The 25,417-nt window shown below is 73.3% G+C and carries 21 protein-coding genes; 10 read left to right on the plus strand and 11 right to left on the minus strand.

All coding sequences use genetic code 11. The features are described 5' to 3' along the window. Positions 1-39 precede the first annotated feature (39 nt). A complete protein-coding gene (locus AB0G10_RS11940; protein ID WP_360918987.1) occupies positions 40-543 on the plus strand; it encodes a YfbM family protein in 504 nt (167 codons plus the stop codon). Positions 544-603: 60 nt separating this feature from the next. Here the strand turns inward: AB0G10_RS11940 and AB0G10_RS11945 are convergent, their stop codons facing one another. Beyond that, positions 604-1,416, minus strand: coding sequence for an aldo/keto reductase (locus AB0G10_RS11945; protein WP_360918989.1), 813 nt, complete (start codon positions 1,414-1,416; stop codon positions 604-606). Between the two features lie 9 nt (positions 1,417-1,425). Then, positions 1,426-2,619, minus strand: coding sequence for an MFS transporter (locus tag AB0G10_RS11950; RefSeq protein ID WP_360918991.1), 1,194 nt, complete (start codon positions 2,617-2,619; stop codon positions 1,426-1,428). A 94-nt stretch (positions 2,620-2,713) separates the two neighbouring features. On the opposite strand from AB0G10_RS11950, the gene AB0G10_RS11955 reads away from it, so the two are divergent. Further along, positions 2,714-3,148 carry a MarR family transcriptional regulator gene (locus AB0G10_RS11955; RefSeq protein WP_360918992.1) on the plus strand — a complete coding sequence of 145 codons (435 nt, stop codon included), beginning with the start codon at positions 2,714-2,716 and terminating at the stop codon, positions 3,146-3,148. A 3-nt stretch (positions 3,149-3,151) separates the two neighbouring features. On the opposite strand, the gene ligA is transcribed toward AB0G10_RS11955, so the two are convergent. From ligA to AB0G10_RS11970, 3 genes are all read right to left on the minus strand, one after another. Beyond that, a complete protein-coding gene (ligA, locus tag AB0G10_RS11960) occupies positions 3,152-5,107 on the minus strand; it encodes an NAD-dependent DNA ligase LigA (protein ID WP_360918994.1) in 1,956 nt (651 codons plus the stop codon). 109 nt (positions 5,108-5,216) lie between these two features. After that, entirely contained in the window at positions 5,217-6,728 is a 1,512-nt protein-coding gene (locus AB0G10_RS11965; protein WP_360918996.1) for an SPFH domain-containing protein, read from the minus strand. Next, the gene (locus AB0G10_RS11970) at positions 6,729-7,262 is read right to left on the minus strand and encodes an NfeD family protein (protein WP_360918998.1); all 534 of its coding nucleotides are present in this window, start codon (positions 7,260-7,262) and stop codon (positions 6,729-6,731) included. A 131-nt stretch (positions 7,263-7,393) separates the two neighbouring features. Between AB0G10_RS11970 and AB0G10_RS11975 the strand changes: the two genes are divergently transcribed. Together AB0G10_RS11975 and AB0G10_RS11980 are read left to right on the plus strand one after the other, a co-directional pair. After that, positions 7,394-8,872 (plus strand): GGDEF domain-containing protein, encoded by a 1,479-nt coding sequence (locus tag AB0G10_RS11975; RefSeq protein WP_360919000.1) that lies wholly within the window; start codon positions 7,394-7,396, stop codon positions 8,870-8,872. Positions 8,873-8,957: 85 nt separating this feature from the next. Beyond that, the gene (locus tag AB0G10_RS11980; protein WP_360919002.1) at positions 8,958-10,196 is read left to right on the plus strand and encodes a GDSL-type esterase/lipase family protein; all 1,239 of its coding nucleotides are present in this window, start codon (positions 8,958-8,960) and stop codon (positions 10,194-10,196) included. 63 nt (positions 10,197-10,259) lie between these two features. On the opposite strand, the gene AB0G10_RS11985 is transcribed toward AB0G10_RS11980, so the two are convergent. Beyond that, positions 10,260-11,021: an alpha/beta hydrolase gene (locus AB0G10_RS11985; RefSeq protein ID WP_360919004.1), complete on the minus strand. Its 762-nt coding sequence runs from the start codon at positions 11,019-11,021 to the stop codon at positions 10,260-10,262. A 102-nt stretch (positions 11,022-11,123) separates the two neighbouring features. On the opposite strand from AB0G10_RS11985, the gene AB0G10_RS11990 reads away from it, so the two are divergent. The 3 genes from AB0G10_RS11990 to AB0G10_RS12000 are packed head-to-tail and all read left to right on the plus strand — an operon-like array spanning position 11,124 to position 14,155. Further along, the gene (locus AB0G10_RS11990) at positions 11,124-12,437 is read left to right on the plus strand and encodes a glycosyltransferase family 4 protein (protein ID WP_360919006.1); all 1,314 of its coding nucleotides are present in this window, start codon (positions 11,124-11,126) and stop codon (positions 12,435-12,437) included. 7 nt (positions 12,438-12,444) lie between these two features. Then, a complete protein-coding gene (locus AB0G10_RS11995) occupies positions 12,445-13,152 on the plus strand; it encodes a methyltransferase domain-containing protein (RefSeq protein WP_360919008.1) in 708 nt (235 codons plus the stop codon). After that, positions 13,139-14,155: a prenyltransferase/squalene oxidase repeat-containing protein gene (locus AB0G10_RS12000; protein WP_360919009.1), complete on the plus strand. Its 1,017-nt coding sequence runs from the start codon at positions 13,139-13,141 to the stop codon at positions 14,153-14,155. Before AB0G10_RS11995 ends, AB0G10_RS12000 begins: the two co-directional genes overlap by 14 nt. Here the strand turns inward: AB0G10_RS12000 and AB0G10_RS12005 are convergent. Next, complete coding sequence (locus AB0G10_RS12005; protein WP_360919011.1) at positions 14,112-14,732, minus strand: class I SAM-dependent methyltransferase; 621 nt, start codon at positions 14,730-14,732, stop codon at positions 14,112-14,114. The two genes, AB0G10_RS12000 and AB0G10_RS12005, sit on opposite strands and share 44 nt — an antisense overlap. Positions 14,733-14,741: 9 nt before the next feature. Continuing rightward, positions 14,742-15,116, minus strand: coding sequence for a hypothetical protein (locus tag AB0G10_RS12010; protein WP_360919013.1), 375 nt, complete (start codon positions 15,114-15,116; stop codon positions 14,742-14,744). Positions 15,117-15,226: 110 nt separating this feature from the next. Here AB0G10_RS12010 and AB0G10_RS12015 point away from each other — a divergent pair, with 110 nt between their 5' ends. Both AB0G10_RS12015 and AB0G10_RS12020 read left to right on the plus strand, forming a co-directional pair. Continuing rightward, a complete protein-coding gene (locus AB0G10_RS12015; protein ID WP_360919015.1) occupies positions 15,227-16,306 on the plus strand; it encodes a histidine kinase in 1,080 nt (359 codons plus the stop codon). Continuing rightward, on the plus strand, positions 16,299-16,958 hold the full coding sequence (locus AB0G10_RS12020; RefSeq protein WP_360919017.1) for a response regulator transcription factor: 660 nt from the start codon (positions 16,299-16,301) through the stop codon (positions 16,956-16,958). Before AB0G10_RS12015 ends, AB0G10_RS12020 begins: the two co-directional genes overlap by 8 nt. A gap of 3 nt (positions 16,959-16,961) precedes the next feature. Here the strand turns inward: AB0G10_RS12020 and AB0G10_RS12025 are convergent, their stop codons facing one another. The 3 genes from AB0G10_RS12025 to AB0G10_RS12035 all read right to left on the minus strand — a co-directional run bounded on the left by AB0G10_RS12025 (position 16,962) and on the right by AB0G10_RS12035 (position 22,871). Continuing rightward, a complete protein-coding gene (locus AB0G10_RS12025) occupies positions 16,962-18,287 on the minus strand; it encodes a M1 family metallopeptidase (protein ID WP_360919018.1) in 1,326 nt (441 codons plus the stop codon). Then, positions 18,284-22,138: a Pls/PosA family non-ribosomal peptide synthetase gene (locus AB0G10_RS12030; protein ID WP_360919020.1), complete on the minus strand. Its 3,855-nt coding sequence runs from the start codon at positions 22,136-22,138 to the stop codon at positions 18,284-18,286. Before AB0G10_RS12030 ends, AB0G10_RS12025 begins: the two co-directional genes overlap by 4 nt. A gap of 169 nt (positions 22,139-22,307) precedes the next feature. Then, entirely contained in the window at positions 22,308-22,871 is a 564-nt protein-coding gene (locus AB0G10_RS12035) for a DUF1707 domain-containing protein (protein WP_360919021.1), read from the minus strand. Positions 22,872-22,925: 54 nt separating this feature from the next. Between AB0G10_RS12035 and AB0G10_RS12040 the strand changes: the two genes are divergently transcribed. Then, positions 22,926-25,415 (plus strand): DUF3516 domain-containing protein, encoded by a 2,490-nt coding sequence (locus AB0G10_RS12040; protein WP_360919023.1) that lies wholly within the window; start codon positions 22,926-22,928, stop codon positions 25,413-25,415. The last annotated feature ends 2 nt before the right edge of the window (positions 25,416-25,417 follow it).

A 25,417-nucleotide genomic window follows, 5' to 3' on the forward strand; every position in this document is an offset into this window, starting at 1 on the left:
CGCCGATTCCTGTCGTACCCGGGCTCTAGCCTGCCGGGCATGGGATGTCGTGGGGTGTTCTTCGCGCTCGACGGGGCGCAGGATTCGGCTCTCACTGCGACCGCCGACGACGACGACGAGGTGATGGCGTTCGTCGAGGGGGTCGAGGAGGCGTGGGATCGCGCGTGGGTGTGCGAGGTGGACAAGTCGTGGGATGCGATGCACCGCAGTCTCGGGGACGGGACGCTGCGGTGCGGCTACGGGCGGCACGGTGGCGGGCCCCTGGAGACGGCGGTGCTGGGCGGCGGGCATCACTACGAGGGTGAGGACTACGTCGTGGCGCACGTGCTCGCCGGTGAGGTGCCGGTTGTCGCCGCGGCGTTGCTCGGGGTGGAGGAGGCGTGGCTGCGGGAGCGCTACCGGCGGATCGACGCGGCCGACTACCAGGGGATGATCGAGGAGGAGGACTTCGCGTACACGTGGCACTACTTCCAGGAGGTGCGGGACTTCTATCAGCGCGCGGCGGCGGCGGGACGCTCGGTCATCTTCACGGTCGACCAATAAGCGTGCCGCCCCGGAGAGGATCTCCGAGGCGGCAACGGAAGGGCGGCGGCGAGAGGGCGGTCAGCCGTTGAAGCGGGCCGGGTGCGGGCCGGTGCGGCCGTCCGACTCGAGGCCGTCGATGGCGGCCAGCTCGGCGGCGGTGAGGTCGAAGCCGAAGACGTCGAAGTTCTCGGCGATGCGGCTCGGGGTCACCGACTTCGGGATGACGATGCGGCCCTGCTGGAGGTGCCAGCGGAGGACGACCTGGGCGGGCGTCACGCCGTGGGCCTTCGCGGCGTCCACGACCGGCGCGGCGTCGAGGACGCCGCCCTGCGCGAGCGGGCTCCACGCCTCGGTGGCGATGCCGTACCCGGCGCCGGCCTCGGCGGCCGCGCGGTTCTGCAGCAGCGGGTGCACCTCGATCTGGTTGACCGAGGGCATGCTGCCGCCGAGGGCGGCCACCCGGGCGAGGTGGTCGGGTTCGAAGTTGGACACGCCGATGCTGCGGGTCAGGCCCTCGGCCTTGAGCTGCTCCAGGGTCTGCCAGGCCTCGAGGTAGGCGTCCGTCTTCGGGGCCGGCCAGTGGATCAGGTAGAGGTCGACCTGGTCGAGGCCGAGCTTGTCGAGGCTGCCGCGCAGCGCGTCGCGGGCGTTGCCGAGGTCGCTGATCCACAGCTTCGTGGTGATGAACAGCTCGTCGCGCTTGATACCCGACTCGGCGAGGGCCCGGCCGACACCGGCCTCGTTGCGGTAGACCGCGGCCGTGTCGATGCTGCGGTACCCGGTCTCCAGGGCGGTGCTCACCGCGGCGGTCGTGTCGTCGTCGGGGATCTGGAAGACGCCGAAGCCGAGCTGCGGCATCACGACGCCGTCGTTGAGGGTGATGGTGTTCATGCTTCTCTCCTAGAGTCGACCTGGACGATCTTGCCCACTGATGGCGGGCGAAAACCGGTGGAACTCGCCGTGCGGCAGAACCGCCGCGACGAGGAAGACGAGCAGACCGGCGAGGGTCACGGCGGCGCCGGCCCAGAGCGGGGCGGTGTATCCGAGGCCGGCCGCCAGGGTGAGCCCGCCGATCCAGGCGCCGAACGCGTTGCCGACGTTGAACGCGGCGATGTTCGCGCCCGAGGCGAGCGTCGGCGCTCCGGCGGCGTGCGACAGGATGCGCATCTGCAATCCTGGCACGGTCGCGAAGCCGAAGCCGCCCATCAGGAGCAGGCCCGCGATCGTGGCGACCCGGCTCCCCGCCACCGTGGCGAAGACGGCCAGCACGATGGTGAGTCCCAGCAGAAGAGCTCCGAGCGTACGCCCGAGGTCTTTATCGGCGGCCTTGCCGCCGGCGATGTTGCCGGCGAAGAGTCCGAGGCCGAAAAGCACGAGCAGCCACGGCACCGCGGCGCTGGAGAATCCGCTGACCTCGGTGAGGGTGTAGGCGATGTAGCTGAACGCGCCGAACATGCCGCCGAAGCCGAGCACCGTGACCAGCATCGAGAGCCAGACCTGGCGGTTCCCGAAGATGGCGAACTCGCTCGCGAGGGATGAAGAAGCGGCCGGAGTGGGCTTGACCAGCGACGCTATGCCGATCATGGCGGCCACCCCGACGGCGGCGATGGCCCAGAAGGTGGCGCGCCAGCCCGCGGCCTGGCCGAGGAACGTGCCGAGCGGCACGCCGAGCACGTTGGCGATGGTGAGGCCGGCGAACATGATGGAGATCGCGCCGGCCCGGCGGTCGGCGGGTACGAGATCGGCGGCGACGACCGCGCCGATGCCGAAGAAGGCGCCGTGGCAGAGGGCCGCGAGGATGCGGCCGAGCAGCATGAGCTCGTAGGAGGGGGCGACGGCCGAGAGCAGGTTGCCGGCGATGAACAGGATCATCAGGCCGAGCAGCGCCTTCTTGCGGTCGACGCGGCCGAGGGCGGCGGTGAGCGCGATGGCGCCGACCGCGACCGACAGCGCGTACCCGGAGATCAGATAGCCGGCGACGGCCTCGGTCACGCCGAAGTCCGCGGCGACCTCCGGCAGCAGGCCGGCGATGACGAATTCGGTCAGCCCGATCCCGAACCCGCCGATGGCGAGCGCGTAGAGCGCGATGGGCATGGTTACCTTCTCACGACGATAGAGCGCGTGTGCAACGACTTGGCGATAGTTGCACGCGCGGTATATCGGCGCAAGGCGGTGTATCCTCGGCCACGTGGGGATCACCGACGACGCGATCGAAGTACGCGCACAGGGCTGGCGCCGGCTCGCCGCGCTGCACGGGCTCATCGAGGCCGAGCTGGAGCGCCGCCTCCAGGCGTCCCACCGGCTGTCCGTGGTCGAGTACACCGTGCTCGACGCGCTGAGCCGGCAGGACGGCTGGCACATGCGGATGCGCCAGCTCGCCCGCGCGGCGGCGCTGTCCAGCAGCGCGACGACCCGGCTGGTCACCCGTCTGGAGGACCGCGGCCTGCTGACCCGGATCCTCTGCGCCGACGATCGCCGGGGGATCTACACCGAGCTGACGCCGGCCGGGCAGGAGCTGCTGCACCGGGCCCGGCCCACGCACGATCAGGCGCTGGCGGAATCGCTGGAGGAGGCGACCCGGACCCCGGAGCTGGCGGACCTGGTCGCCTTCATCCAGACCTGACGATCAGGCCAGCATCCGCGCGAACTCCTCCGGATCGATCACCGGAATCCCCAGCTGCGCAGCCTTCTTGGCCTTGCTCGTCCCGGTCTCGGCGGTCACCAGCGCCGTCGTCTTCGCCGACACGCTGCCGCTGGCCGTCCCGCCGAGCGCCTCGATCCGCTCGCTGACCGTCGTCCGGGTGTAGCCGGGCACGCTCCCGCTCACCACGTAGACCTGACCGGCCAGCGGCTTGACCGACCCGTCGTCGACGACGCCCATGGACAGGCCGTGGGCGGCCAGCCGATCGATCACACCGCCCATCCGGGCCAGGCCGTCGACCACGTGCTGCGCCTTGATCAGGCCCATCTTGTCGATCTCGGCGATCTCCTCGGCCGAGGCGGCCCGCAGCGCGTCCATCGTCTTGAAGCGCGAGGCCAGCCAGCGGCCCACCGAGCGGCCGGTCATCCGGATGCCGAGGGAGGTGATCACCCGGTTGAAGGGCTGCTGCCGCGCGTGCTCCAGACCCGCCATGATCCGGGCCGCGACGGCCGCGCCGACCTGCCGCGAGCCCTCACCGGTGCGCAGGGTGGCGAATTGCTCCGCCGTCACGTCGAAGAGGTCGGCCAGATCCGTGACCAGGCCCGCCTCCACCAGAGCGACGACGATCTCCTCGCCGAGACCGTCGATGTCGAGGCAGTTGCGGCCCGCCGCATAGACGACACGGTTGACCACAGCACAGGACGGCGTGTGGCACCGCCACAACAGGCTCGACTTGTCCCAGGCCTCGCCGCACTGCGGGCACCCCTCCGGCGGCGTCCACGGCGTCAGCCCGTGCGGCTGCTCCCCGATCGGCGTCGTCACCCGCGGGATCACGTCGCCGGCCCGCCACACCGCGACCGTCTGGCCGACCGCGAGCCCCTGGTCGAGGACCCACTGAGGATTGTGCAGGGTCGCCCGGGCCACGGTGGTGCCGGCGACGTGGACCGGGTCGATGATGGCGCGCAGCGTGATCCGCCCGGTGCGGCCGACGCGCACCTCGATGTCGCGCAGCACGGTGGACGCGGTGTCGGGCGGGTATTTGAACGCGGTCGCCCAATAGGGGGTGCGGCTCGCGAGGCCGAGGCGGCGGCGGGTGGACTCCCGGTTCGCCTTGATCACCGCGCCGTCGATGGGGAAGACCAGGCCGGCGCGCTCGGCGCCGATCGCCTCGATCGCGGCGACGACCTGCTCGGCGGTCACCCGCTCACCGGCCACCGCCGGGATCAGGTCGCAGGCGGCCGGGAAGCCGAGCCCCGCGGCGAACGCCATCCGGGACAGGTGGTCGTCGAAGTCGCCGGTCAACTCGTAGGCCGCGAAGGTCATCGGTGTCTCGTAGGTCCGGTCGACGCTGCGGATCGACCCGGCGACGGCGCCGCGCGAGTTGACGAACGCCTTCGCCCCGGCGGCGACCCGGTTGGCGCTGGCCGTCTCGAAGTCGGCGACGGTCATGTAGACCTCGCCGCGCACCTCACCGGTCCACGGGCTCGCCAGCGAGGCCGGCAGCCCGGCGATCCCGCGCCGGACCTGGGCGGTCACGTCCTCCCCGGTGCTGCCGTCGCCGCGCAGCGCGGCCAGCACGAGCCGGCCCTCGGCGTATTCGGCGCGGATGGCGAGACCGTCCAGTTTCACCTCGACGAGGCAGCCGTCGCCGCCGAGGGTGTCCACGAACGCGGCGACCTCCTCGGTCGTGGTGATCTTGTCGAGGGAGAGCATCGGCGCCGGGTGCCGCACGTCGCCGCCGGCCGACGCGCCGGCCGCGACCTGCGTGGTGATCCCCTGGTCGTCCCAGCCCGGGTGGGCCTGCACCGCGGCGGCGATGCGGGCGGCGAGAGCGTCGTAGTCGGCGTCGGTCATCAGCGCGTCGCCGGTGTCGTAATAGGCCGTCGCGGCCCGGCGCGCCTCGGCGACCGCTTGCTCGAACTCGCCCCGTGTCTCGATCATGACCAGGAGCCTAAAGCCCGGGTACGACAGTTCCGACGGTCACGGCACATGGCGAGGAACGGCGAGCGCCGGACGGCGCGCTGAGCGAGCCCGCCGCCCGGCACGCCGGCTAGTGGATCTGGCCGTTCTCCTCGACGACCACGGCCGGCTTCGCGGCCCGGGCCTCGCCGAGCTTCGCGAGCAGGCCGGTCAGGTCGACGCCGGTCAGGTCGGAGCCCAGCTGCAGCCCCTGCGCCACGTTGTTCGCCACCGACTTGGTCAGCGACGACGCGCCGTCGGTCGAGATGACCGTCATCTTGTCGATGGCGCCCATCGGGGCGGCGGCCGCCTCGACGACCTGCGGCAGCACCTTCACCAGCAGGTCGAGCACGGCGGCGTCGCCGTACGAAGCGAACGCCTCGGCCTTGCGCGCCATCGCCTCGGCCTCCGCCTGCCCGCGGGCCAGGATGGCCGCGGCCTCGGCCGCGCCCTCCCGCTCGACCGCCTCGGCGATCGCGGTCCGGCGGCGCTGCTCCGCCTCACCCTCCTTGGCGCCCTCGATCGCGTGCGCCTCGGCGAGCGCGGCGCGGCGGGCACGCTCACCCTCACCGGTCAGGCGGGCCTGCTCGGCCGACGCCTGCGCCGCCGCGATGGTGGCCTGCCGCTGCGCGTCGGCGCCGATGACCGACGCGTTGCGGGCCGCCTCGGCCTCCTGCTCCACCTTGTAGCGCGCCGCGTCGGCGGGCTTGCGGACCTCGGTGTCGAGCTGGCGCTGCTTGAGCTCGGCGTTGCGCTCGGCCACCTTCTGCTGCTCGGCGAGGATCGCCTGGTCGCGCTCGGCCTGGGCGAGCGGGCCGGCCGCGTCGGACTTCGCCTTCGCGGCGTCGATCTCGGCCTGGATGCCGGCCTTCTTCAGCGCGAGGTTCCGCTCGGCCTCGGCGATCGCCTCCTCGGCGAGCAGGCGCTCCTGCTCGGCGGCCTGCCGGGCGCGGGCCTCGGCGATGGCCGCGTCCTTGAGCACCCGGGCCGCCTCGGGACGGCCGAGGTCCTGCAGGTAGGAGCCCTCGGCGAGGATGTCCTGCAGCTGGAACGTGTCGAGCACGAGACCCTGGTTGGTCATCGAGTGCTCGGCCTCCTCGGCGACCGCGCTGGCGAACGCCGCCCGGTCCCGGATGATCTCCTCGACGGTGAGCCGGCCGACGATCGAGCGCAGCGCGCCGGCCAGCACCTCACGGGTGAAGTCCTCGATCTCGTCCTGCTGGTGCAGGAACCGCTGGGCGGCCGCGCGGATCGCGTCCTCGGTGCCGCCGACCTTCACGATCGCGACGCCGTGCAGCTCGGCGCGGATGCCCTGCTTCGACACGGCGCCCTTGATGCTGACGTCGATGCGGCGGCTGGACAGGTCGAGCGACTGGAGACGCTGCACGACCGGCATGACGAACACCGAGGCGCCCATCACGACCTTCTGACCGGACAGGTCGGTGCTGCTGGTGCCGTCGGCCGACTGGGTCACGCGACCCTTGCGGCCGGTGATGATGAACGCCTCGTTCGGCCCGGCCACCTTGATCCGGGAGAGCACGAACAGGACGAGCAGGATGACGAGCAGGACGGCGCCTGCGATGGCGTACAGCACGGGTGACATCTATGCCTTTCCGGTGGGCGGTGTCGCTTCGACGACGACGCTGGTGTCGGTGGGTGCTTCCACCACGAAGATCGGGGTGCCGGCCGGCAGGGCCTGGTCGGCGCGGGCGTAGAGCTTGACCGGCTGCCCGCCGAGCCGCACGCGCACCTCGCCGAAGCCGCCGCCGGCCGGGACCCGGGTCACCACCACGCCGAGGGTGCCGACCAGATGCTGCCGGGTGGGGGTCGCGTCGGTGGGCATGTCGCGGGCCGCGCGGGAGAACCGCAGCGCGAGCCAGGCGGTGGCGAACGCGGCGACGAGCGCCACCGCTGCGGCGATGGAGACCAGAGCGGGGGTACGGGCGTCCAGCAGCTCGGCGGTGATCGCGCCGGCGAACCCGAGCGCGCCGAGGAAGCCGGCGATCGCCTCGAGACTCACGAGCCCGTCCCCGCCGAGCCCGCCGATGTGCGCGATCTCGCCGCCGAGCAGCGCGAACGCCAGGATGGCCAGCCCGACACCGCCGATCACCAGGAACACCACGGTCGCCGTCGCCACTTGCCAGCCCCTGCCTCGTCCACGCCGGTCATCGACCGGGGACCACAGCGTAGGCCAAGCGTGCTAACAGCGAAATTACAGCTTCTTGACATTTCTTCACGATCGCGTTGCGGCGGACGATGGGTGCCCCCGTGAGACTCCAGGGGCAGTGGACCCGCATCGGCGTGCCCGCCGGGTTCGTCGCCGTGGCCGCCGGGTTCACGACCGGATACCTGGTGGGTTCCGAGACCGTGCGCCTGCTGCTCATGATGCTGTCCGGCGCGCTGGCGACCCTGGGCATCGCAGCGGGGGTGCGCGTGCACCGACTGCCCGACCGCCGGCCCTGGCTGCTCACCGTGCTGGCGCTGGTGTGCCTCACCGCCGCCAACGCGGCCTGGTACGTCCCGGCCGCCGTCGCCGGCGGCGCCACGGTGCCGGAGCCGCTGCTGGCCGTCGTCCCGCCGCTGATCGGCTACGTGTTCTTCCTGGCCGCCAGCCTCCTGATCGTGCTGCGGCACACGCCGCGGGACGCGAGCGGCACGATCGACGCCGCGGTCTGGGGCATCGCGGCGGCCGCCCCGGTCTGGGAGTTCCTGTTCCGGCCGCAGATGCTGGCGAAGGGCGACACCACCGCCACCCAGCTGTTCGCCCTCACCCAGCTGCTGGTCCTGTTCGGCATCTGCGGCGCGCTGCTGCGGGTGGCCCGGACCAGCGGGCGCGGCCAGGTCACCCTCTGGTTCCTGTTCGGCGCGCTGGGCCTGACCGTGCTCGGCACCGCCGTGGTCAACATGGCGCCGACCGAGTCCGGCCAGGCCTCGGTGCCGGCGCTGCTGTTCGCGCTCGGCTACCTCTGCCTCGGCGCGGCCTGCCTGCACCCGAGCGCGGCCCGGCTGATGGACCCGCCGGCACACGCCGTGGACCGGGCGCCCCGGCTGCAGCTCGGCGCGCTCGGCGGCGCCATGCTGCTGATCCCGCTGGTGGGCGCGATCGGCCAGCTCACCGGGTCGCCGGCGGACGGCCTGCTGCTCACCATCGCGCCGATGCTGACCATCCCGCTCGTGCTGATCCGGATCGGACGGCTGAACGCGCTGCGCTCCCGCGACCGGGAGGCCCTCGCCCACCAGGCCGCCCACGACGAGCTGACCGGCCTGGTCAACCGGCGGCAGCTGTTCGCGCTGATGGAGAAGGCGATCGCCCGGCACGCCGCGGGCCACGGCGGCGACCTGGCGCTCCTCTACTGCGACCTCAACGACTTCAAGCCGATCAACGACCGGTACGGCCACGAGGCCGGCGACGCCGTGCTCCGCGTCACCGCGAAGCGGATCGCCGCGGCGGTGCGGGCGGACGACGTGGTGGCCCGCGTCGGCGGGGACGAGTTCCTCGTCTTCTGTCCGGATGCCGACTCCGGCACGGCGTACAGTCTCGGCGTCCGCATCGTGCGCACCCTGGCCGAACCCGTCAGCTGGCGTGGCGAGACGCTGCGCGTCTCGACCGCCCTGGGCACCACCGTCTGGTCCGAGCGCCGCGTCATCGCCCCCGACGATCTGCTCGCCGAAGCGGACGCCCGGATGTACGAGAACAAGCGCGCCGAACCGCCGGCCGGCAGGTCCGCTCTACCTCTTTCGTCCTGACATCCACCGATCCGTCTATTGCCCGGATGCTCCACACTCACCCAGACTGCGGACAGGTCGCAGGGCGAAGCATCGGGGGGCGACGTTGACGAATCGCCGCAATTTCATCCGCGCGAGCGCCGTCGCCGGCGGGGCGGTGGCCGCCGGGATGGCCGCCGGCGCGGCCACGGCGCCCGCCGCGCGCGCCGCGGGTGACGGGGCGGCGGATCGGCTGGCGCTGCTGTCCTGGCACGCCGCGCTGGCGAACCGCCGGTACGCCCCGGCCGTGGTCGCGGTGATCGGCTCGTCCAGCACCGAGGGGGTCGGCTCGGCCTACGGGCGCGGCTTCGTGGCGGTCCTCGCCGAGAACCTGCGGCACACCTTCCCGGTCGCCGGCGCCCCCGGCGGCGCGAACTTCGTGGCGGCGTGGGGCCGCCCGGACCACTGGCCGGTGCGCGCGACCGGCGCCGGGCGGGCCGCGCCCCCGGACGACGGCTGGGCGCTGAAGGGCTGGGACCTCGGCGGCGGCTCGCTCACCCACACGTTCACCGGCACCAGCGTGCAGGTGTGGCACTCCCCCGGCGCCCGGCTCGCGGTGACCGTCGACGGCCGCCCGATCCCCGCCACCGGCTCGGGGTTCCCGGCCGCCGGCACCGGCTTTCCGGCGGCCGGCTCCGGCGGCGGCTCTTTGGCGGCCGGCTCCGGCGGCGGCTCTTTGGCGGCCGGTCCGGGGTCGTCCGCCGCCGGGTTCATGGCCGCGGGATCCGGGCCGCTGGCCGCCGGCAGCCACACCGTCACGGTGACCGGCACCGGCCGGGTCGGCGGCTTCGCGGTCTTCGACGGCGACGAGCACCGCGGCATCCAGGTGTGGAACGGCGGGCACGGCGGCCGGACCACCGGCAGCTTCGCCTCCCGGATCCCGGCCTGGGCCCCCAGCCTCGGCACGATCCGCCCCGACCTGGTGATCCTCCAGCTCGGCGTGAACGACTGGCGTACCGGCGTCCCCGCCGCCACGGTGAAACGCAACCTGGAGATCATCATCACGGCGATCCGCGCGGCGTCCGGGACGAATCCGTCCTTCGTCATCTACGGCTCACCCCGCGTCGGCCCGGGGCGGGCCGAGGGCTTCGGCCGCTTGGCGCAGGCTTGGCGGGAGGTCGCGGCCGAGGACACCGGAGGGTACGGCGGAACGACCGCGGTCAGCTATTTCGACCTCGCCGAGCGCCAGCCCCCGCCGTCCGGCGACAACCGGCTCGGCCTCTACTGCGACGACCTCATCCACATGACCGACAAGGGCGCCGCCCACACGGCCGACGCCCTGACCGGTTTCCTCTCCCCGAGCTGACCCCGCCGCGGCCACGCCCTCCGACCGAACCGGCTGCAGCCCAGTGCTCCCCGGCCCGGACGGTCATGCGGGGACGGGTGCGCCGATCGCGAGGAAGGCGGCCACCTCGGCGTGGAAACGGTCGGGTGCGAGGCTGTGCACGCGGTGGCCGACCGGGATGGTGGCGAGGCGGGCGTCTGGCATCCGGGCGGTCACGGCGGCCAGGCGGCGGGGCGGGATGCAGCTGGTGCGGCCTCCGGAGAGGACGAGGGCCGGCTGCCGCACCTCGGCGAGCCGCTCCCACCAGGCCGGGTCGGGGCGGGCGAGCTGTTGGAAGATGGCGGCCTTCACGCCCAGGTCACGGCCGGCGAAGAGGCGCGCCGCGACGGCGAGCGGGCCGGCCAGGCCGCCGAGGACGGGCGGGGCGCCGAGGACTGCCAGGCCGCCGAGGACGGGCGGGGCCGCCAGGTCCTCCAGCACGAGCCGGGAGATGAGGGAGGGTGCTTCGAGGGCGGCGGCGAGGGCCGCGTGGGCGCCCACCGAGTGCCCGACCACGACGGTGTCGCGCAGGGCGAACTCCTCCAGCAGGCCGAGGACGTCGTCGCGCAGCGCTGCCAGGGCGTAGTCGCCGGGCCGGGCGCTGGAGGCGTGACCGCGCAGGTCGGCCGCGATCACCCGGAAGCCGGCGGGGAGGAGCCGGGCCGCGAACCGGTCCCACGTACCGGCGTGGCTTCCCGTGCCGTGCAGCAGGAGCACGGCGGGGGCGCCGGCCGGGCCCGCTTCCCGGTAGCCGAGGCGCACGCCGTTCACTGCGACGGCGCCGACCGTCGACCATGGAGAGGACATTCCCGTTGTCTATCAGATGACGGTTACCGGAACGGCCGCTTTCCACAGTGCCACGCGCCACCACCTACCGATGAGTAGCGATCATTCGCATAGGGTCATGGCGTGATCGCCGCGCCGCTACGCATCGCCCTGCTGTCCTATCGGAGCAAGCCGCACAGTGGCGGCCAGGGGATCTACGTCCGGCATCTGTCGCGCGAGCTGGTGCGGCTCGGTCACGACGTCGAGGTGTTCTCCGGGCCCCCGCTGCCCGAGCTCGACGAGGGGGTCCGGCTGACCGTCCTGCCGAGCCTGGATCTCTACCGGGAGCCCGATCCGTTCCGGACACCAAAGATCAAAGAGTTTCGTACGTCGATCGACGTGCTCGAATGGGCGGCGATGTGTACGGGCGCGTTCCCGGAGCCGCTGACGTTCTCGCTGCGGGCGTGGCGGCACCTGCGCGGCAGGCTGGCCGGCTTCGACGTGGTGCACGACAACCAGTGCCTCGGCTACGGGCTTCTGCCGCTGTCCCGCACCGACACGCCGGTGGTGGCGACGATCCACCATCCGATCACCGTCGACCGCGACCTGGAGCTGGCGGCCGCGCCGGACTGGAAGCGGCGGCTGTCGCTGCGGCGGTGGTACGCGTTCACCCGCATGCAGGGCCGGGTGGCGCGACGTCTGCGCTGGCTGACCACGGTGTCGCAGGCCGCCCGGGACGAGATCGCGGACGCGTTCGCGGTGCCCGCCGACCGGCTCCGGGTGATCGGCGTGGGCGTGGACGTGGATCTCTTCAGCCCCGCTGAACGAAGCACTGCCGGCGAAGGCACTGCCGACGAAGGCGCTGCCGGCGAGAGCACTGCGGCGGGCACCCCGCCGCGCGACGGGCGCATCGTCACCGTGGCCAGTGCCGACGTACCCCTGAAGGGGTTGAAGGAACTGATCGAGGCGATGGCCAAACTCCGCGCGGGACGCGACGTCGAACTCGTGGTGGTCGGCTCGGCGCGCCCGGACGGCCCCGCGGCGCAGGCGATCACCCGGCTCGGGCTGGACGGCACGGTGCGGTTCGTCTCCGGCATCCCGGACACCGAACTGGCTGATCTGTTCCGGTCAGCGACTGTCGCCGTGGTCCCCTCCCGGTACGAGGGTTTCTCGCTGCCCGCGGTCGAGGCCATGGCCTGCGGCGTGCCGCTCGTGGTGACCACCGCGGGCGCGCTGCCGGAGGTGACCGGACCGGACGGGCTGGCGTCGCTGCACGTCACCCCGGGCGACCCGGAGGCCCTCGCCGCCGCGATCGGCAGGCTGCTCGACGACGAGCCGCTGCGCCGCCGGCTCGCGGACCAGGGCCGCCGGCGCGCGGTCGAGAACTTCACCTGGCGGCGGACCGCGATCCGCACCGCCGAGTGGTACGCCGAAGCGATCGCTGCGAAGGGCAGGTAGAACACCGTTGCTGACCGTCGACTACGACCGGCTGGACGTGCGGCCGGGGATGCGCGTCCTCGACCTCGGGTGCGGGGAGGGCCGGCACACCTTCGAGGCCTACCGGCGCGGCGCCGACGTCGTCGCCCTGGACCTGAACGAGAAGGACCTGGCGACGACCGCGTCCTGGTGCGGGGCGATGGAGCTGGCCGGCGAGGCGCCGGCCACGGCGAGCGCCACGACGGTGCGCGGCGACCTGCTCGACCTGCCGTTCCCGGACGCCAGCTTCGACCGGGTGATCGCGTCGGAGGTGCTCGAGCACATCCCGGACGACGTCACCGCGATCCGGGAGCTGGCCCGGGTGCTGCGGCCGGGCGGGCTCGCCGCGGTGACCGTGCCGCGCTGGCTGCCGGAGCGGGTGTGCTGGGCGCTCTCCGACGAATACCACGCCAACGAGGGCGGCCACGTCCGCATCTACAAGGAGGACGAGCTGGCCGACCGGCTGCGGCAGGCCGGGCTCACGGTGACCGGTAACGGGTTCGCGCACGCGCTGCACAGCCCGTACTGGTGGCTCAAGTGCGCGATCGGCGACGCCGGGCTGACCAAGGCCTACCACCGGCTGCTGGTCTGGGACATCGTCGACAAGCCGGCCGTGACCCGGGTGGTGGAGCAGGCGCTGAACCCGCTGATCGGCAAGAGCGTCGTGATCTACCTGGAGAAGCATGTCGGTCCCTGACCCCGCCGCGGTCGCGCAGACCGTCGCGAGCATCGCGGCCGAGCAGCAGGACGACGGGCTCATCCCCTGGTACGCCGGCGGGCAGGCCGATCCGTGGGACCACGTCGAGGCGGCGATGGCCCTCGACGCGGGCGGGGAGCACGAGCGGGCCGCGGCCGCCTACGACTGGCTGCGCCGCCACCAGCGCCCGGACGGATCCTGGGCGTCCCGGTACGACCCGGGCGGCGTGGTCGCGGACGAGACCGCCGAGACGAACCACGCCGCGTACCTGGCGGTCGGCTGCTGGCACCACTGGCTGTCCACCGGCGACGACGGCTTCCTGGCCCGGATGTGGCCGGCGATCCGCCGGGCGCTCGACTTCGTCACCGGCTGCCAGGCGCCGGGCGGCGAGATCGGCTGGGCGGCCGGCGACGCGACCGCGCTGGTCACCGGATGTTCGAGCATCCACCAGGCGCTGCGCTGCGGCACCGCGATCGCCGAGCGGGCCGGTGAGCCGCAACCGGACTGGGAGCTCGCCGCGGATCTGCTGGCCGGCGCCCTCCGGGAGCGGCCGGGCGCCTTCGCCGACAAGAGCCGCTTCTCGATGGACTGGTACTACCCGATCCTCGGCGGCGCCGTCCGGGGCACGGCCGCGCATCGGCGGATCGCCGGCCGGTGGGACGACTTCGTCGTACCCGGCAAGGGGATCTTCTGTGTCGCGGACCAGCCGTGGGTGACCGGCGCCGAGACGTGCGAGCTCGCTCTCGCCCTCGACGCCGTGGGCGAGCGCGAGGCGGCCCGGGACCTCGTCGCGGCGATGCAGCACCTGCGGGAGGAGGACGGCTCCTACTGGACCGGGCTGGTCCTGACCGACGGCGTGCGCTGGCCGGTCGAGCGGACCACCTGGACCGCCGCGGCCGTGGTCCTCGCCGTCGACGCGCTGCACGGCGACCACCCCCGCTCGGCGATCTTCCGGGAGGTCACCGGTCCCGGCGCAGAAGCCGCAGCGAACCCGTCCCACTGAGCTCGGTCCAGTCGCCCGACCCGAGCGCCTTCCGGTAGATCCGGTAGGGCGCCTGCCCGCCGTCGGCCGGGTCGGGGAACACGTCGTGGATGGCCAGAATCCCGCCGGCGGCGAGGTGCGGCGCCCAGCTCGCGAGGTCCCGCTGCGCCGACTCGTCGGTGTGGCTGCCGTCCAGGAACAGGAACGCGAGCGGCGTCCCCCAGATGCGCGCGAGATCCTCGGCCCGGGCCACCACGGCCACGACGACGTCCTCGGCCTTCGCGGCGGCGATGGTACGGCGGAACCCCGGCAGCGTGTCGATCAGCCCGGCGGCGGGGTCGACCAGGCTCGGATCGTGGTACTCCCAGCCCGGCTGATGCTCCTCCGACCCGCGGTGATGGTCGACGGTGACGACCTTCCCGCCCCGGGCGCGCGCGGCGGCCGCCAGGTAGAGCGTCGACTTGCCGAGGTAGCTGCCGACCTCCAGGATCGGCCCGGCCGGCGCCGCGAGCGCCGCCTCGGCGAGCGCCGAACCCTCGTCGTCGGGCATGAATCCTTCGGCGGCGGCCGCGGCAGCCATGAGATCGGCATCGAGCATCTCCCCACCCTAGGGTGCCCGGCGCCGCGGCACGCGGGCGAGCCCCCAGGCGATCACGCCGCAGAGGGCGCCGACCGCCACCCCGGTGAAGAGGCTGCTCACCGTCATCGCCACGCGCAGGAGCAGCTCCCCGGCGCCGGGCGCGGGACTCCAGAAGACGTTGTGCACGACCGCGAGGCAGACGCCGTACACCCCGCCCGCGGCGAGCAGGGTGAGGAACGGGTTCCCGGCGCGCAGCACCGCCACCAGGATCCAGATCAGCAAGGGTACGAAGACCAGCGCCGCGTTCACCGCCGTACCCTCGTGCACCAGATCGAGGTCGTGCAGGACGGCCCGGGGAACGGCCAGCAGGCCGAGCGGGACGGCGAGTCGTGGGATCGTCATGCCGGTGGACGGTAGGCGGGCCGCCGGACGCCGCGAATCCGTCCACCGGCGACCGGTGGTGTCGCTTCTCGGCGTACGCCGGCCCGGCCACCGCGCTCTAGCATCGAGCCATGCAGAGAGGGGTCGACACGGCCGTCGCCGCCGGTGTCGCCGCGGTCCTGGCGATCATCGTCTCGGCCGGTCAGGGCGGGCACGCCGGCGCGGTCGCCTACGTGTGGGCGGCCGGGCTCGGCGCGCTGATGTTCGGGCGCCGCCGCTATGCGCGGACCGTCCTGGTCCTCACCGTGCTGGGCCTGTTCGCCTACTACGCCGCCGGGCTGCCCGCCATCGGCGTGGCCGTCCCGGTCGCCGCCGCCCTGTACGCGGCCGCCGAGGCCGGCCACCGCCGCACCGCCGTCGCCGTGGCGGCCGCGGTCCTCGCCGTCTCGATGGCGTTCCGGCTCCTCGAGGGCCAGGACTTCCGGTACGTCGTGCTCTACGAGGGCATCGGTCACGTCGCGCTGATGGCCGCCGCGATCACCCTGGGCGAGCTGGTCCGCGCCCGGCGCCGGATCGCCCGGCTGACCGCCCTGGAGGCCGACCGCCGGGTGGACCAGCACCGGCTGGGCCTCTCCCGCGAACTGCACGACTCGATCGGCCACACCCTCACCGTCGCCGCGGTCCACACCAACGTGGCCCGGCAGGAGGCCGTCCGCCGTCCCGAGGCGGCCGCCGCGGCGCTGGACCACGTGGCCGGCGCGCTGTCCGAGGCGCTGACCCAGTTGCGCGGAACCGTGCGGGACCTGCGGTCGGCGTCGCCGGTGGGCCCCGGCCCGGGCGATGTCGCCGCGCTGCTGGACACGGCCCGCGCGGCCGGGTTCCGGGTGCGGGCGGCGGTGCGGGCCGGTGCGGTGACCGCCGTGGCGTTCCAGGTGCTCCGGGAGTCGGTCACCAACGCGCTGCGGCACTCGTCCGGGCGGGCCCTGGACGTGGAGGTGAGCCACCGCCCGGACGGGACAGTGCTGGTGCGGGTGACCGACGACGGCTCCCCTGCCTCCTCGTCCGGTATCGGCATCGGGCTGGCCGGCCTGCGGGAACGGGTCACCGCCGCGGGCGGCCACTTCGACGCCGGACCGTCCTCGGCCGGCTGGACGGTCACCGCCTCCCTGCCACAGGCCTCCTTGTCGCGGGAGACGAGCGTCCTTGTCTGAGATCAGCGTGGTCCTGGCCGACGACCAGTCCCTGATCCGGGCCGGGATAGCCGCCCTGCTGGCCGGCGACGACGACCCGGCCCTCCCCCGGATCACCGTGGCCGGCGAGGCCTCCGACGGCGCGGCCGCGATCGCCCTGGCCCGGCGCCTGCGGCCGGCCGTAGTCCTGATGGACATCCGGATGCCCGGCGTGGACGGCATCGAGGCCACCCGCCGGATCCGCGCCGAGGCCCCGGGCGTGGCCGTCCTCATGCTGACCACCTTCGACACCGACGACGAGGTGCTCGGCGCGCTCCGCGCCGGCGCCGACGGCTACCTCCTCAAGGACGCCGCACCCGGCACCCTCCGGGCGGCCGTCCGCGCGGCGGCCGCGGGCCGGGCCGTCCTCGCCCCCGAGGTGACCCGCCGGGTGATGGACCACGCCGCCGCCCGTACCCCGGCCGTCCCCGATCCCCGCCTGGACACCCTCACCGCCCGCGAGCTCGAGGTCCTCCGCGAACTGTCCAGCGGCGACGACAACGCCACCGTCGCGGCCGCGCTGTCGCTGAGCCCGGAGACCGTCCGCACCTACGTGAGCCGCATCCTCACCAAACTGGGCGCCACCAGCCGGGCCCAGCTCGTGGCGATCGCCCATCGCAGCGGCCTCGGGTGAGGGTCAGAGGCGCGGCAGCGCGGGCCGCTCCAGCCAGGCCGTGAACAGGTCGTCGAGGCGGGCGTCGGTGAAGGTCGCCGCGTGCTCCCGGAACTGCGCGGTCGTCACGGTCCCGTGCCGGTTCACGCCGGCCCACGACCGCAGGAAGGCGAAGAACGCCTCGTCACCCAGGCGCCGCCGCAGGGCGTGGACCGTCAGCGCCCCGCGCTTGTAGACGACCGGGTCGAACATCCGGTCCACGCCCGGGTCGGCGACGGTGATGCCGCGCGGCTGCGACGCGACCCAGGCGTGCCACCGGGCCGCGTGGGCGGCCGCGGGCGCGTCGCCGGAGATCTCCGACCACAACCATTCCGCGTACGTGGCGAAGCCCTCGTTGAGCCAGATGTGGCGCCAGTCGGCGACCGTGAGGCTGTTGCCGAACCACTGGTGCGCCAGCTCGTGGACGACGAGACGCTCGTGGGTGCGGCGGCCGTCGAGGTGGTTGCGGCCGAAGACGGCCATGCCCTGGGCCTCGATCGGGTCGTCGAGGTCGTCGTCGGCCACCACCACGACGTACTCGCGGAACGGGTAGGGGCCGAACAGGTGCGACAGCGCGCTCATGATGGCGCCGTGCCGGGCGAAGTCGTGGCCGAAGAGGCGGCGCAGCCGGGGCGGGATCGCGGCGCGCTGGATCACCGGGCCGGCGGTGGCGAGCGGCACCACGTCGTACCGGCCCACCTGGACGCTCATGAGGTAGGGCGCGGTCGGCTCGTTGCGCTCGTAGACCCAGGTGCTCGCGCCCGCGCCGCGGCGGCGGGTCACCAGGTCACCGGTGGCGACGACGGTGTACGGCGCCGGGGCCGTGACGGTGAGCAGGAACGTCGCCTTGTCGCCGGGCCGGTCGTTGCACGGGAACCACGAGGGCGCCCCGTTCGGCTGGCTCGCCACGAGCGCGCCGTCGGTCAGCTCGTCCCACCCGATGTCGCCCCACCGGCCGGAGACGGGCACCGGCTTGCCCGCGTAGCGGACCTCCACCGTGAACGCTTCGCCGTACCCGATGGGCTTCTCGGGCTTGATCCTGAGCTTGTGCGGGCGATGCTCGAAGCGCGCGGCCCGGCCGTCGACACGCACGTCCTGCACCCGGAAGCGGCCCAGGTCGAGGCTGAACCGGGACAGCGCCTGCGAGGCCCGCGCCGTGATGACCGCGCGCCCGGCGAGCCGGTTCGACACCACCCGGTAGTCGAGGTCGAGCTGGTAGTGCAGAACCCGGTAGCCGCCGTTGCCGTGCGTCGGCAGGTAGGGGTCGCCGGACAGCTCCGACCCCGGTGACGCTCCTGCCGCAGAGGTCACGTCCAGTTCGCGATCGGGTTGCCGATCCACTTGCTGTCGGCCGGCACCGCGTCGCCGCGGGTCACCAGCGAGCCGGGTCCGACGGTGGTGCGCGCGCCGATGCCGGCGCCGGGCAGCACGATGCCGTGCGGGCCGAGGGTGGCGCCCGCGTCCAGAGTGACCTCGTCCATGGCCATGATTCGATCATGGAACAGGTGGGTCTGCACCACGCACCCCCGGTTCACGGTGGCGCCGTCGCCGAGGCGCACGAGGTCGAACTCGGGCAGCCAGAGCGTCTCCAGCCAGACACCGCGGCCGATCTTCGCGCCGAGCGTGCGCATCCAGAGGGTGAGCAGCGGCGTGCCGGTGGCGAAGCGGAACAGCCACGGCGCGGCCAGGACCTCGACGAACGTGTCGGCGAGCTCGTTGCGCCACACGAACGACGTCCACAGCGCCCGCTCGGTGACCCGGAACCGGCCGACCAGCAGCCACTTCGCGGCGGTGGCGGTGAGTGCCGCCAGCATGCCGGCGGCGAACAGCACCGGGCCGGCCGCGAGGGCCGCGGCGACCGCGCCGAACGTGCTCCAGATCTGCGCGAGCGCGGCGAGGACCAGGACGATGAGCGCGCCGGCCAGCATCACCGGGATGACCCGGCACAGCTCGATCAGGGCGCGGGCCACCTTGAGCCGGGCGGGCGGGGCGAAGGTGCGGCTCGCGTCGGCGGTCTCGACGACCCGGCGCAGCGGCATCGGCGGGGCGCCGAGCCAGGACGAGCCCTTCTTCGCCTTGTGCGGGGCGGACGAGAGCACGCCGACGAGGCCGCGCTTCGGAACGGACCGGCCGGGCGCGGCCATCCCGGAGTTGCCGAGGAACGCCTGCTTGCCGATCCGGGCCGGGGCGACGCGCAGCCAGCCGTGGCCGAGCTCGTACGTGGCGACCATGGTGTCGTCGGCCAGGAACGCGCCGTCGTCGACGGTCGTCATCTTCGGCAGGGCCAGGACCGTGGACATCTCCACGTTGCGGCCGACCTTGGCGCCGAGCAGCCGCAGCCACACCGGCGTGAACAGGCTCGAGTAGATCGGGAAGAGCGCGACCCGGGCCATGCCCATGAGCCGTTCGGTGGTCCAGACCTGCCAGGCGACACGGCCGTGCACCGGGTGGAAGCCCTCGCGCAGGCCGATGCCGAGCAGCCGGACGCCGGCCAGGACGACGAGGGCGTAGGTGAGGAAGTAGGCGACCGCGGCCGCCGGCACCAGGGCGAGGGCCGCGGCGAGGTCAGGACCGCCGGCGACGGCCCAGCCGATCAGCGCGAGGGCCGGCAGGAAGGCCACGATCGGGACGAGGCCGAGCAGCTGGGCGGTGGCGCTGTACGCGGCCACCCAGATCTTGGAGCCGGCCGGGCGCTTCTCCGGCCACGCGGCGCCGCCCTTGACGGCCGGGGCGGGCACCGCCGGGGAGCCCGCCCAGTGCCGGCCGGCCGGCACCGCGCCGCGGACCGTGGACCCGGCCGCGACCTCGGCGTTCTTGCCGATCCGGGCGCCCGGCATCAGGGTGCTGCGGGAGCCGACCCGGGCGCCCGCGCCGACCCGGACCATGCCGATCCGCACGACGTCACCGTCCACCCAGTACCCGGAGAGGTCGACCTCGGGCTCGATCGCGGCGCCGCGGCCGAGCTTGAGCAGGCCGGTGACCGGCGGGGCGGAGTGCAGGTCGACGTCGCGGCCGATCCGGGCGCCGAGCGCCTTCGCGTACGTGATCATCCAGCCGGCGCCGGCGACGCTGTTCGCGCCGGTCAGCTCGGCGAGCCGCTCGGCGGCCCAGACCCGCAGGTGGACGCTGCCGCCGCGGGGGTACTTGCCGGGGCGCACGCCGCGGGTGAGCAGCCGGGCGCCGGCGGCGGCCACGGCGATCCGGCCGGGCGGGCTGAACAGCAGCAGCCAGCCGGCCGCGATCGCCCACCAGGACACGTGCGGCGTCCAGGCGACGAGGTTGCTCACGGCAGCGAGCACGACGAACCAGCGCAGCCCGACGAGGACCAGCATCGGGAGCATGAGCAGCGCCTGCACGAGGCCGGCCCGGCGGGGTGTCGGGCGGACCTCGCGGCGGACGGTCTCCTCGGCGACGAGCGCGTCGAGGATCGCCGCCATGCCGGACAGCCGCGGGTTCTGGTAGACGTCGGCGACGGCGACCTGCGGGTGCCTCAGCCGGATCCAGGCGACCAGCTGAGCCGCGCCCAGGCTGCTGCCGCCGCTGTTGAAGAAGTCGGCGCCGGGTTCGGCCGGGCGTACCCCGAGAATCTCCTCCCACCCACCGGCGAGCCACTTCTCGGTGGCGGTGAGGTCTGCGTCGGTGCCGACGCCGGCGAGAGGCCAGGGCAGCGCGGCCCGGTCGACTTTGCCGGACGTACGGGTGGGCAGGTCGGCGACGACGGCGAGCAGCGGGACCAGGGCGGCCGGCAGCTGCTCGCGGATCCGCAGCGACGCGGCCTCCAGGTCGATGTCGCCGCCGTCGCGGGGCACCAGGTAGCCGACCAGCAGCTGGTTGCCGGCGGCGGTCCTCTTCACCGCGGCGGCGGCGCCGGCCACCCCGGGCAGCGCCTGCAGGGCGGCGTCCACCTCGCCCAGCTCGATCCGGCGCCCGCCGAGCTTGATCTGCTCGTCGCCGCGGCCGAGGAAGAGCAGGCCCTCCGGCTCGGCGCGGACGATGTCGCCGCTGCGGTAGGCGCGGTCCCAGCTCAGCGACGGCAGCGGCGCGAACTTCTCGGCGTCCTTCGCGGCGTCCAGGTAGCGGGCCAGGCCGACGCCGCCGATGACCAGCTCGCCGGTCTCCCCCATCGCCACCGGCTCGCCCTGCGCGTCGACGACGGCGAGTTCCCAGCCGGCCAGCGGCAGGCCGATCCGGACCGGCCCCTCGCCGGTGAGCCGGGCCGCGCACGCCACCACCGTCGCCTCGGTGGGCCCGTACGTGTTCCAGACCTCGCGTCCCTCGACGGCGAGCCGCTCGGCCAGCTCCGGCGGGCACGCCTCCCCACCGAAGATCAGCAGCCGGACGTCCTCGAGCGCCTCGACCGGCCAGAGCGCGGCGAGCGTCGGCACGGTCGACACCACGGTGATCCGCTGCTCGGCGAGCCACGGGCCGAGGTCGACGCCGCTGCGCACGAGCGACCGCGCGGCCGGGACCAGGCAGGCGCCGTGCCGCCAGGCCAGCCACATCTCCTCGCAGGAGGCGTCGAACGCGACCGACAGCCCGGCGAGCACCCGGTCGTCCGGCCCGAGGGGTTCCTCGGCCAGGAAGAGCTGGGCCTCGGCGTCGACGAAGGCGGCGGCGGACCCGTGCGAGACGGCCACGCCCTTCGGCGTGCCGGTGGATCCGGAGGTGAAGATGATCCAGGCGTCGTCTTCCGGTCCGGGCCGTCCGGGGCGGCCTCCGGGAGGGGTACGCCGGAGTGACACGGCCAGGCCGTCACCCAGGACGGCGCAGACACCCGCCTCCGCGAAGACCAGTTCCGCGCGCTCGTCCGGATCGTCGGCGTCCACCGGCACGTAGGCCGCGCCGGCCGCGAGCACGCCGAGGATCGCCAGGTAGAGCTCGGCCGTGCCGGACGAGATCCGCACCCCGACCCGGTCACCCACCCCGATCCCGTGCCCGGCCAGGGTGGCCCGCAGCGCCTCGACCTCGCCGGCCAGCTCCCGGTAGGTCAGCGCGGTGCCGCCGGCGTCGAGCGCGCGGGCCGTGCCGTGCTCCCGCACGGTGGCGTCGAGGACGTCGACGAGGGTCCGCCGCAGCGGCGCCGAGTACGAGTGGAAGACCGCCTCCGGCGCGAGCTCGATCGCGGGCAGCTCGATCAGGCGCAGGTCAGTAGTCACGGTCACCAGGCGAACTCCGCATCCTCGGGGTCACTGTCGGCCAGAGGCGCACGACAGCGAGTCACCCAGGCGGCGGTAAACGCTACGGCGGGAAGATGAACAATGACGCCTGAATGTCGGCAACGTGTCCACTGACACACCCTCCCGGGTGGTGCCGCTGCGCCGCGCGGGCCGGCTATGACGCCGGCAGCTCCGGGCGGGCCGACTTCACCTCGACGTTGCTGAACCAGGTGGTCACGCGGACGCGGACCTCGGGCGTTCCCGGCACGCGGGGCACCGGCGCCAGGCGGAACTCCTGGTTGCTGAAGACATTCGGGCCGGTCATGTCGACCTCGACGCCCTCCGGGACGATCACCTTGAACTCGCCGAAGACGCAGGCGCCGCTGATCTCGATGACGTCCTCGCCGCTGAGGACGTGGCGCAGGTCGAACTCGGTCGAGCCGAAGACGGTGAAGGTGCGCAGGCCACGGCCGCGCAGCCGCCAGCGGCCGCGGCGCCGGGACTGGCTGAAGACGGTCACCACCTGGTCGACCGTGTGCGACGAGCCGACGACCGGGGTCGGTGCCAGGCCGTCGGTGGCGCGGAGCAGGGCGCCCTCGTCCTCGGCCGCCCACACCGCTCCGACCCGTACGCTGAACTCTTCGAGCGTGAGGCGCCCCTCGCCGCACGCCCTCTGCAGAAGCTCAGCCACCCGCTCGCGGTCGCCGTCGGAGATCGGTGCCGGTACTGGAACTGTCACGCGCAGAACCCTAGCCGACATGGAAGCGCTTGCCTCTGACAGACTTGACGGATCATGACGCTGACCGATCGCCTGCCCGGCACCTCCGAGCCCGACGCCGTCTTCGATGCCTTCCAGGCCTGGGTGTCGGAGCAGGGCCTGACGCTGTACCCGCATCAGGAGGAGGCGCTCATCGAGATCGCCACCGGCGCGAACGTCATCCTGAACACCCCCACCGGCTCGGGCAAGAGCCTGGTCGCCACGGGCGCGCACTTCGCCGCCCTGGCGTCCGACCGCACCACCTTCTACACCGCGCCGATCAAGGCGCTGGTGAGCGAGAAGTTCTTCGCCCTCTGCGCGGTCTTCGGGGCGCACAACGTCGGCATGCTGACCGGTGACGCCAGCGTGAACGCGGACGCGCCGATCATCTGCTGCACCGCGGAGATCCTGGCGAACCTGGCGCTGCGCGAGGGCAAGGACGCCGACGTCGGCCAGGTCGTCATGGACGAGTTCCACTTCTACGCCGAACCGGACCGGGGCTGGGCCTGGCAGGTGCCGCTCATCGAGCTGCCGCAGGCACAGTTCATCCTGATGTCGGCGACGCTCGGCGACACCTCCCGCTTCGTCGACGACCTCACGCAGCGGACCGGGCGTGCCACCGCGGTGGTCAGCAACGCGGAGCGGCCGGTGCCGCTCATGTTCGAGTACGCGATGACGCCGCTGCACGAGACGATCGAGGAGCTGCTCTCGACGAAGCAGGCGCCGGTCTACATCGTGCACTTCACCCAGGCGGCGGCCCTCGAACGGGCGCAGTCGCTGATGAGCATCAACATGTGCACGCGCGAGGAGAAGGACAGGATCGCCGCGGCGATCGGCAACTTCCGGTTCACCGCGGGCTTCGGGCGTACGCTGTCGCGGCTGGTCCGGCACGGCATCGGCGTGCACCACGCGGGCATGCTGCCGAAGTACCGTCGGCTCGTCGAGACGCTCGCCCAGGCCGGCCTCCTGAAGGTCATCTGCGGCACGGACACGCTCGGCGTCGGCATCAACGTGCCGATCCGCACCGTGCTCTTCACCGGCCTGTCGAAGTACGACGGCGTGAAGACCCGGCTGCTCAAGGCCCGCGAGTTCCACCAGATCGCGGGCCGGGCCGGCCGGGCCGGGTACGACACCATCGGCACCGTCATCGTCCAGGCCCCCGAGCACGTGATCGACAACGAGCGGGCGCTCGCGAAGGCGGGCGACGACCCGAAGAAGCGCCGCAAGGTGGTCCGCAAGAAGCCGCCGGAGGGGCAGATCGGCTGGGGCCGGCCCACGTTCGACCGGCTCGTCGAGGCCGACCCGGAACCGCTCACGTCGTCGTTCCAGGTGTCGCACGCCATGCTGCTGAACGTGATGAACCGGGGCGGCGACCCGTACCCGGCCCTGCGTCATCTCCTGACCGAGAACCACGAGGAGCGGCCCTCGCAGCGGAAGCTGATCCGCCGGACCGTGGCGATCGCGCGGGCGCTGATCGCGGGCGGCGTCATCGAGCGCACCGAGTCGGGGACCTACCGGCTGGTCGAGGACCTGCAGCTCGACTTCGCGCTGAACCAGGCGCTGTCGCCGTTCGCCCTGGCCTGCCTGGAGCTGCTCGACTCCGAGTCGCCGGAATACCCGCTCGACGTCGTCAGCGTCATCGAGTCGACCCTCGAGGATCCCCGCCAGGTCGTGTCGGCGCAGCGTCAGAAGGCGCGCGGCGAGGCCGTCAACAGCATGAAGGCCGAGGGCATCGAGTACGAGGAGAGGATGCAGCTCCTCGAGGACGTGACCTGGCCGCAGCCGTTGAAGGAGCTGCTCGAGGCGGCCTACGAGACGTATCGTCGCGGCCACCCGTGGGTCGCCGACTACGAGCTGAAGCCGAAATCGGTCGTCCGGGACATGTACGAGCGGGCGATGACGTTCACCGAGTACATCTCCTTCTACGGCCTCTCCCGCTCCGAGGGCCTGGTCCTGCGGTACCTCGCAGACGCGTACCGTGCCCTGCGCCAGACGGTCCCCGAGGACGCCCGCACCGAGGAGCTCACCGACCTCATCGAATGGCTCGGCGAGCTCGTCCGCCAGGTCGACTCCAGCCTGCTCGACGAATGGGCCCGCCTGCAGAATCCTTCGGAAGAGCCCGAGGCGGAGGTACGGATCGACGACAAGCCGCCCGCGGTCACCCGCAACGTCCGGGCGTTCCGCGTGCTGGTCCGCAACGCCATGTTCCGCCGTGTCGAGCTGGCCGCGCTGCGCCGCTGGGACCTGCTCGGCGAGATGGACACCGAGCACGGCTGGCCGGCCGAGCGCTGGCAGAAGGCGATCCAGGAGTACTACGAGGAGTACGACTCGCTGGGCACCGGCCCGGCGGCGCGCGGCCCGGCGTTCCTGCACATCGAGCAGGGCGCCACGGCGTGGACCGTCCGCCAGGTCTTCGAGGACCCGGAGGGCGACCACGACTGGGGCATCGACGCGACGGTCGACCTGGCCGAGTCCGACGAGGCCGGCACGGCCGCCATCACGGTGACGGCGGTGGGCCCGCACTGACC

The sequence above is a fragment of the Actinoplanes sp. NPDC023714 genome (assembly GCF_040639855.1).
In the GTDB taxonomy this organism is placed as follows: Bacteria; Actinomycetota; Actinomycetes; order Mycobacteriales; family Micromonosporaceae; genus Actinoplanes.

Bases quoted from the DNA above. Each gene is read 5' to 3' on its own strand.
- AB0G10_RS11945 (WP_360918989.1), bottom strand. From the start codon at position 1,416: ATGAACACCATCACCCTCAACGACGGCGTCGTGATGCCGCAGCTCGGC.
- AB0G10_RS11965 (WP_360918996.1), bottom strand. From the start codon at position 6,728: ATGTCACCCGTGCTGTACGCCATCGCAGGCGCCGTCCTGCTCGTCATC.
- AB0G10_RS11985 (WP_360919004.1), bottom strand. From the start codon at position 11,021: ATGTCCTCTCCATGGTCGACGGTCGGCGCCGTCGCAGTGAACGGCGTG.
- AB0G10_RS12010 (WP_360919013.1), bottom strand. From the start codon at position 15,116: ATGACGATCCCACGACTCGCCGTCCCGCTCGGCCTGCTGGCCGTTCCC.
- AB0G10_RS11950 (WP_360918991.1), bottom strand. From the start codon at position 2,619: ATGCCCATCGCGCTCTACGCGCTCGCCATCGGCGGGTTCGGGATCGGG.
- AB0G10_RS12000 (WP_360919009.1), top strand. From the start codon at position 13,139: ATGTCGGTCCCTGACCCCGCCGCGGTCGCGCAGACCGTCGCGAGCATC.
- AB0G10_RS12015 (WP_360919015.1), top strand. From the start codon at position 15,227: ATGCAGAGAGGGGTCGACACGGCCGTCGCCGCCGGTGTCGCCGCGGTC.
- ligA (WP_360918994.1), bottom strand. From the start codon at position 5,107: ATGATCGAGACACGGGGCGAGTTCGAGCAAGCGGTCGCCGAGGCGCGC.
- AB0G10_RS11940 (WP_360918987.1), top strand. From the start codon at position 40: ATGGGATGTCGTGGGGTGTTCTTCGCGCTCGACGGGGCGCAGGATTCG.
- AB0G10_RS12040 (WP_360919023.1), top strand. From the start codon at position 22,926: ATGACGCTGACCGATCGCCTGCCCGGCACCTCCGAGCCCGACGCCGTC.
- AB0G10_RS12005 (WP_360919011.1), bottom strand. From the start codon at position 14,732: ATGCTCGATGCCGATCTCATGGCTGCCGCGGCCGCCGCCGAAGGATTC.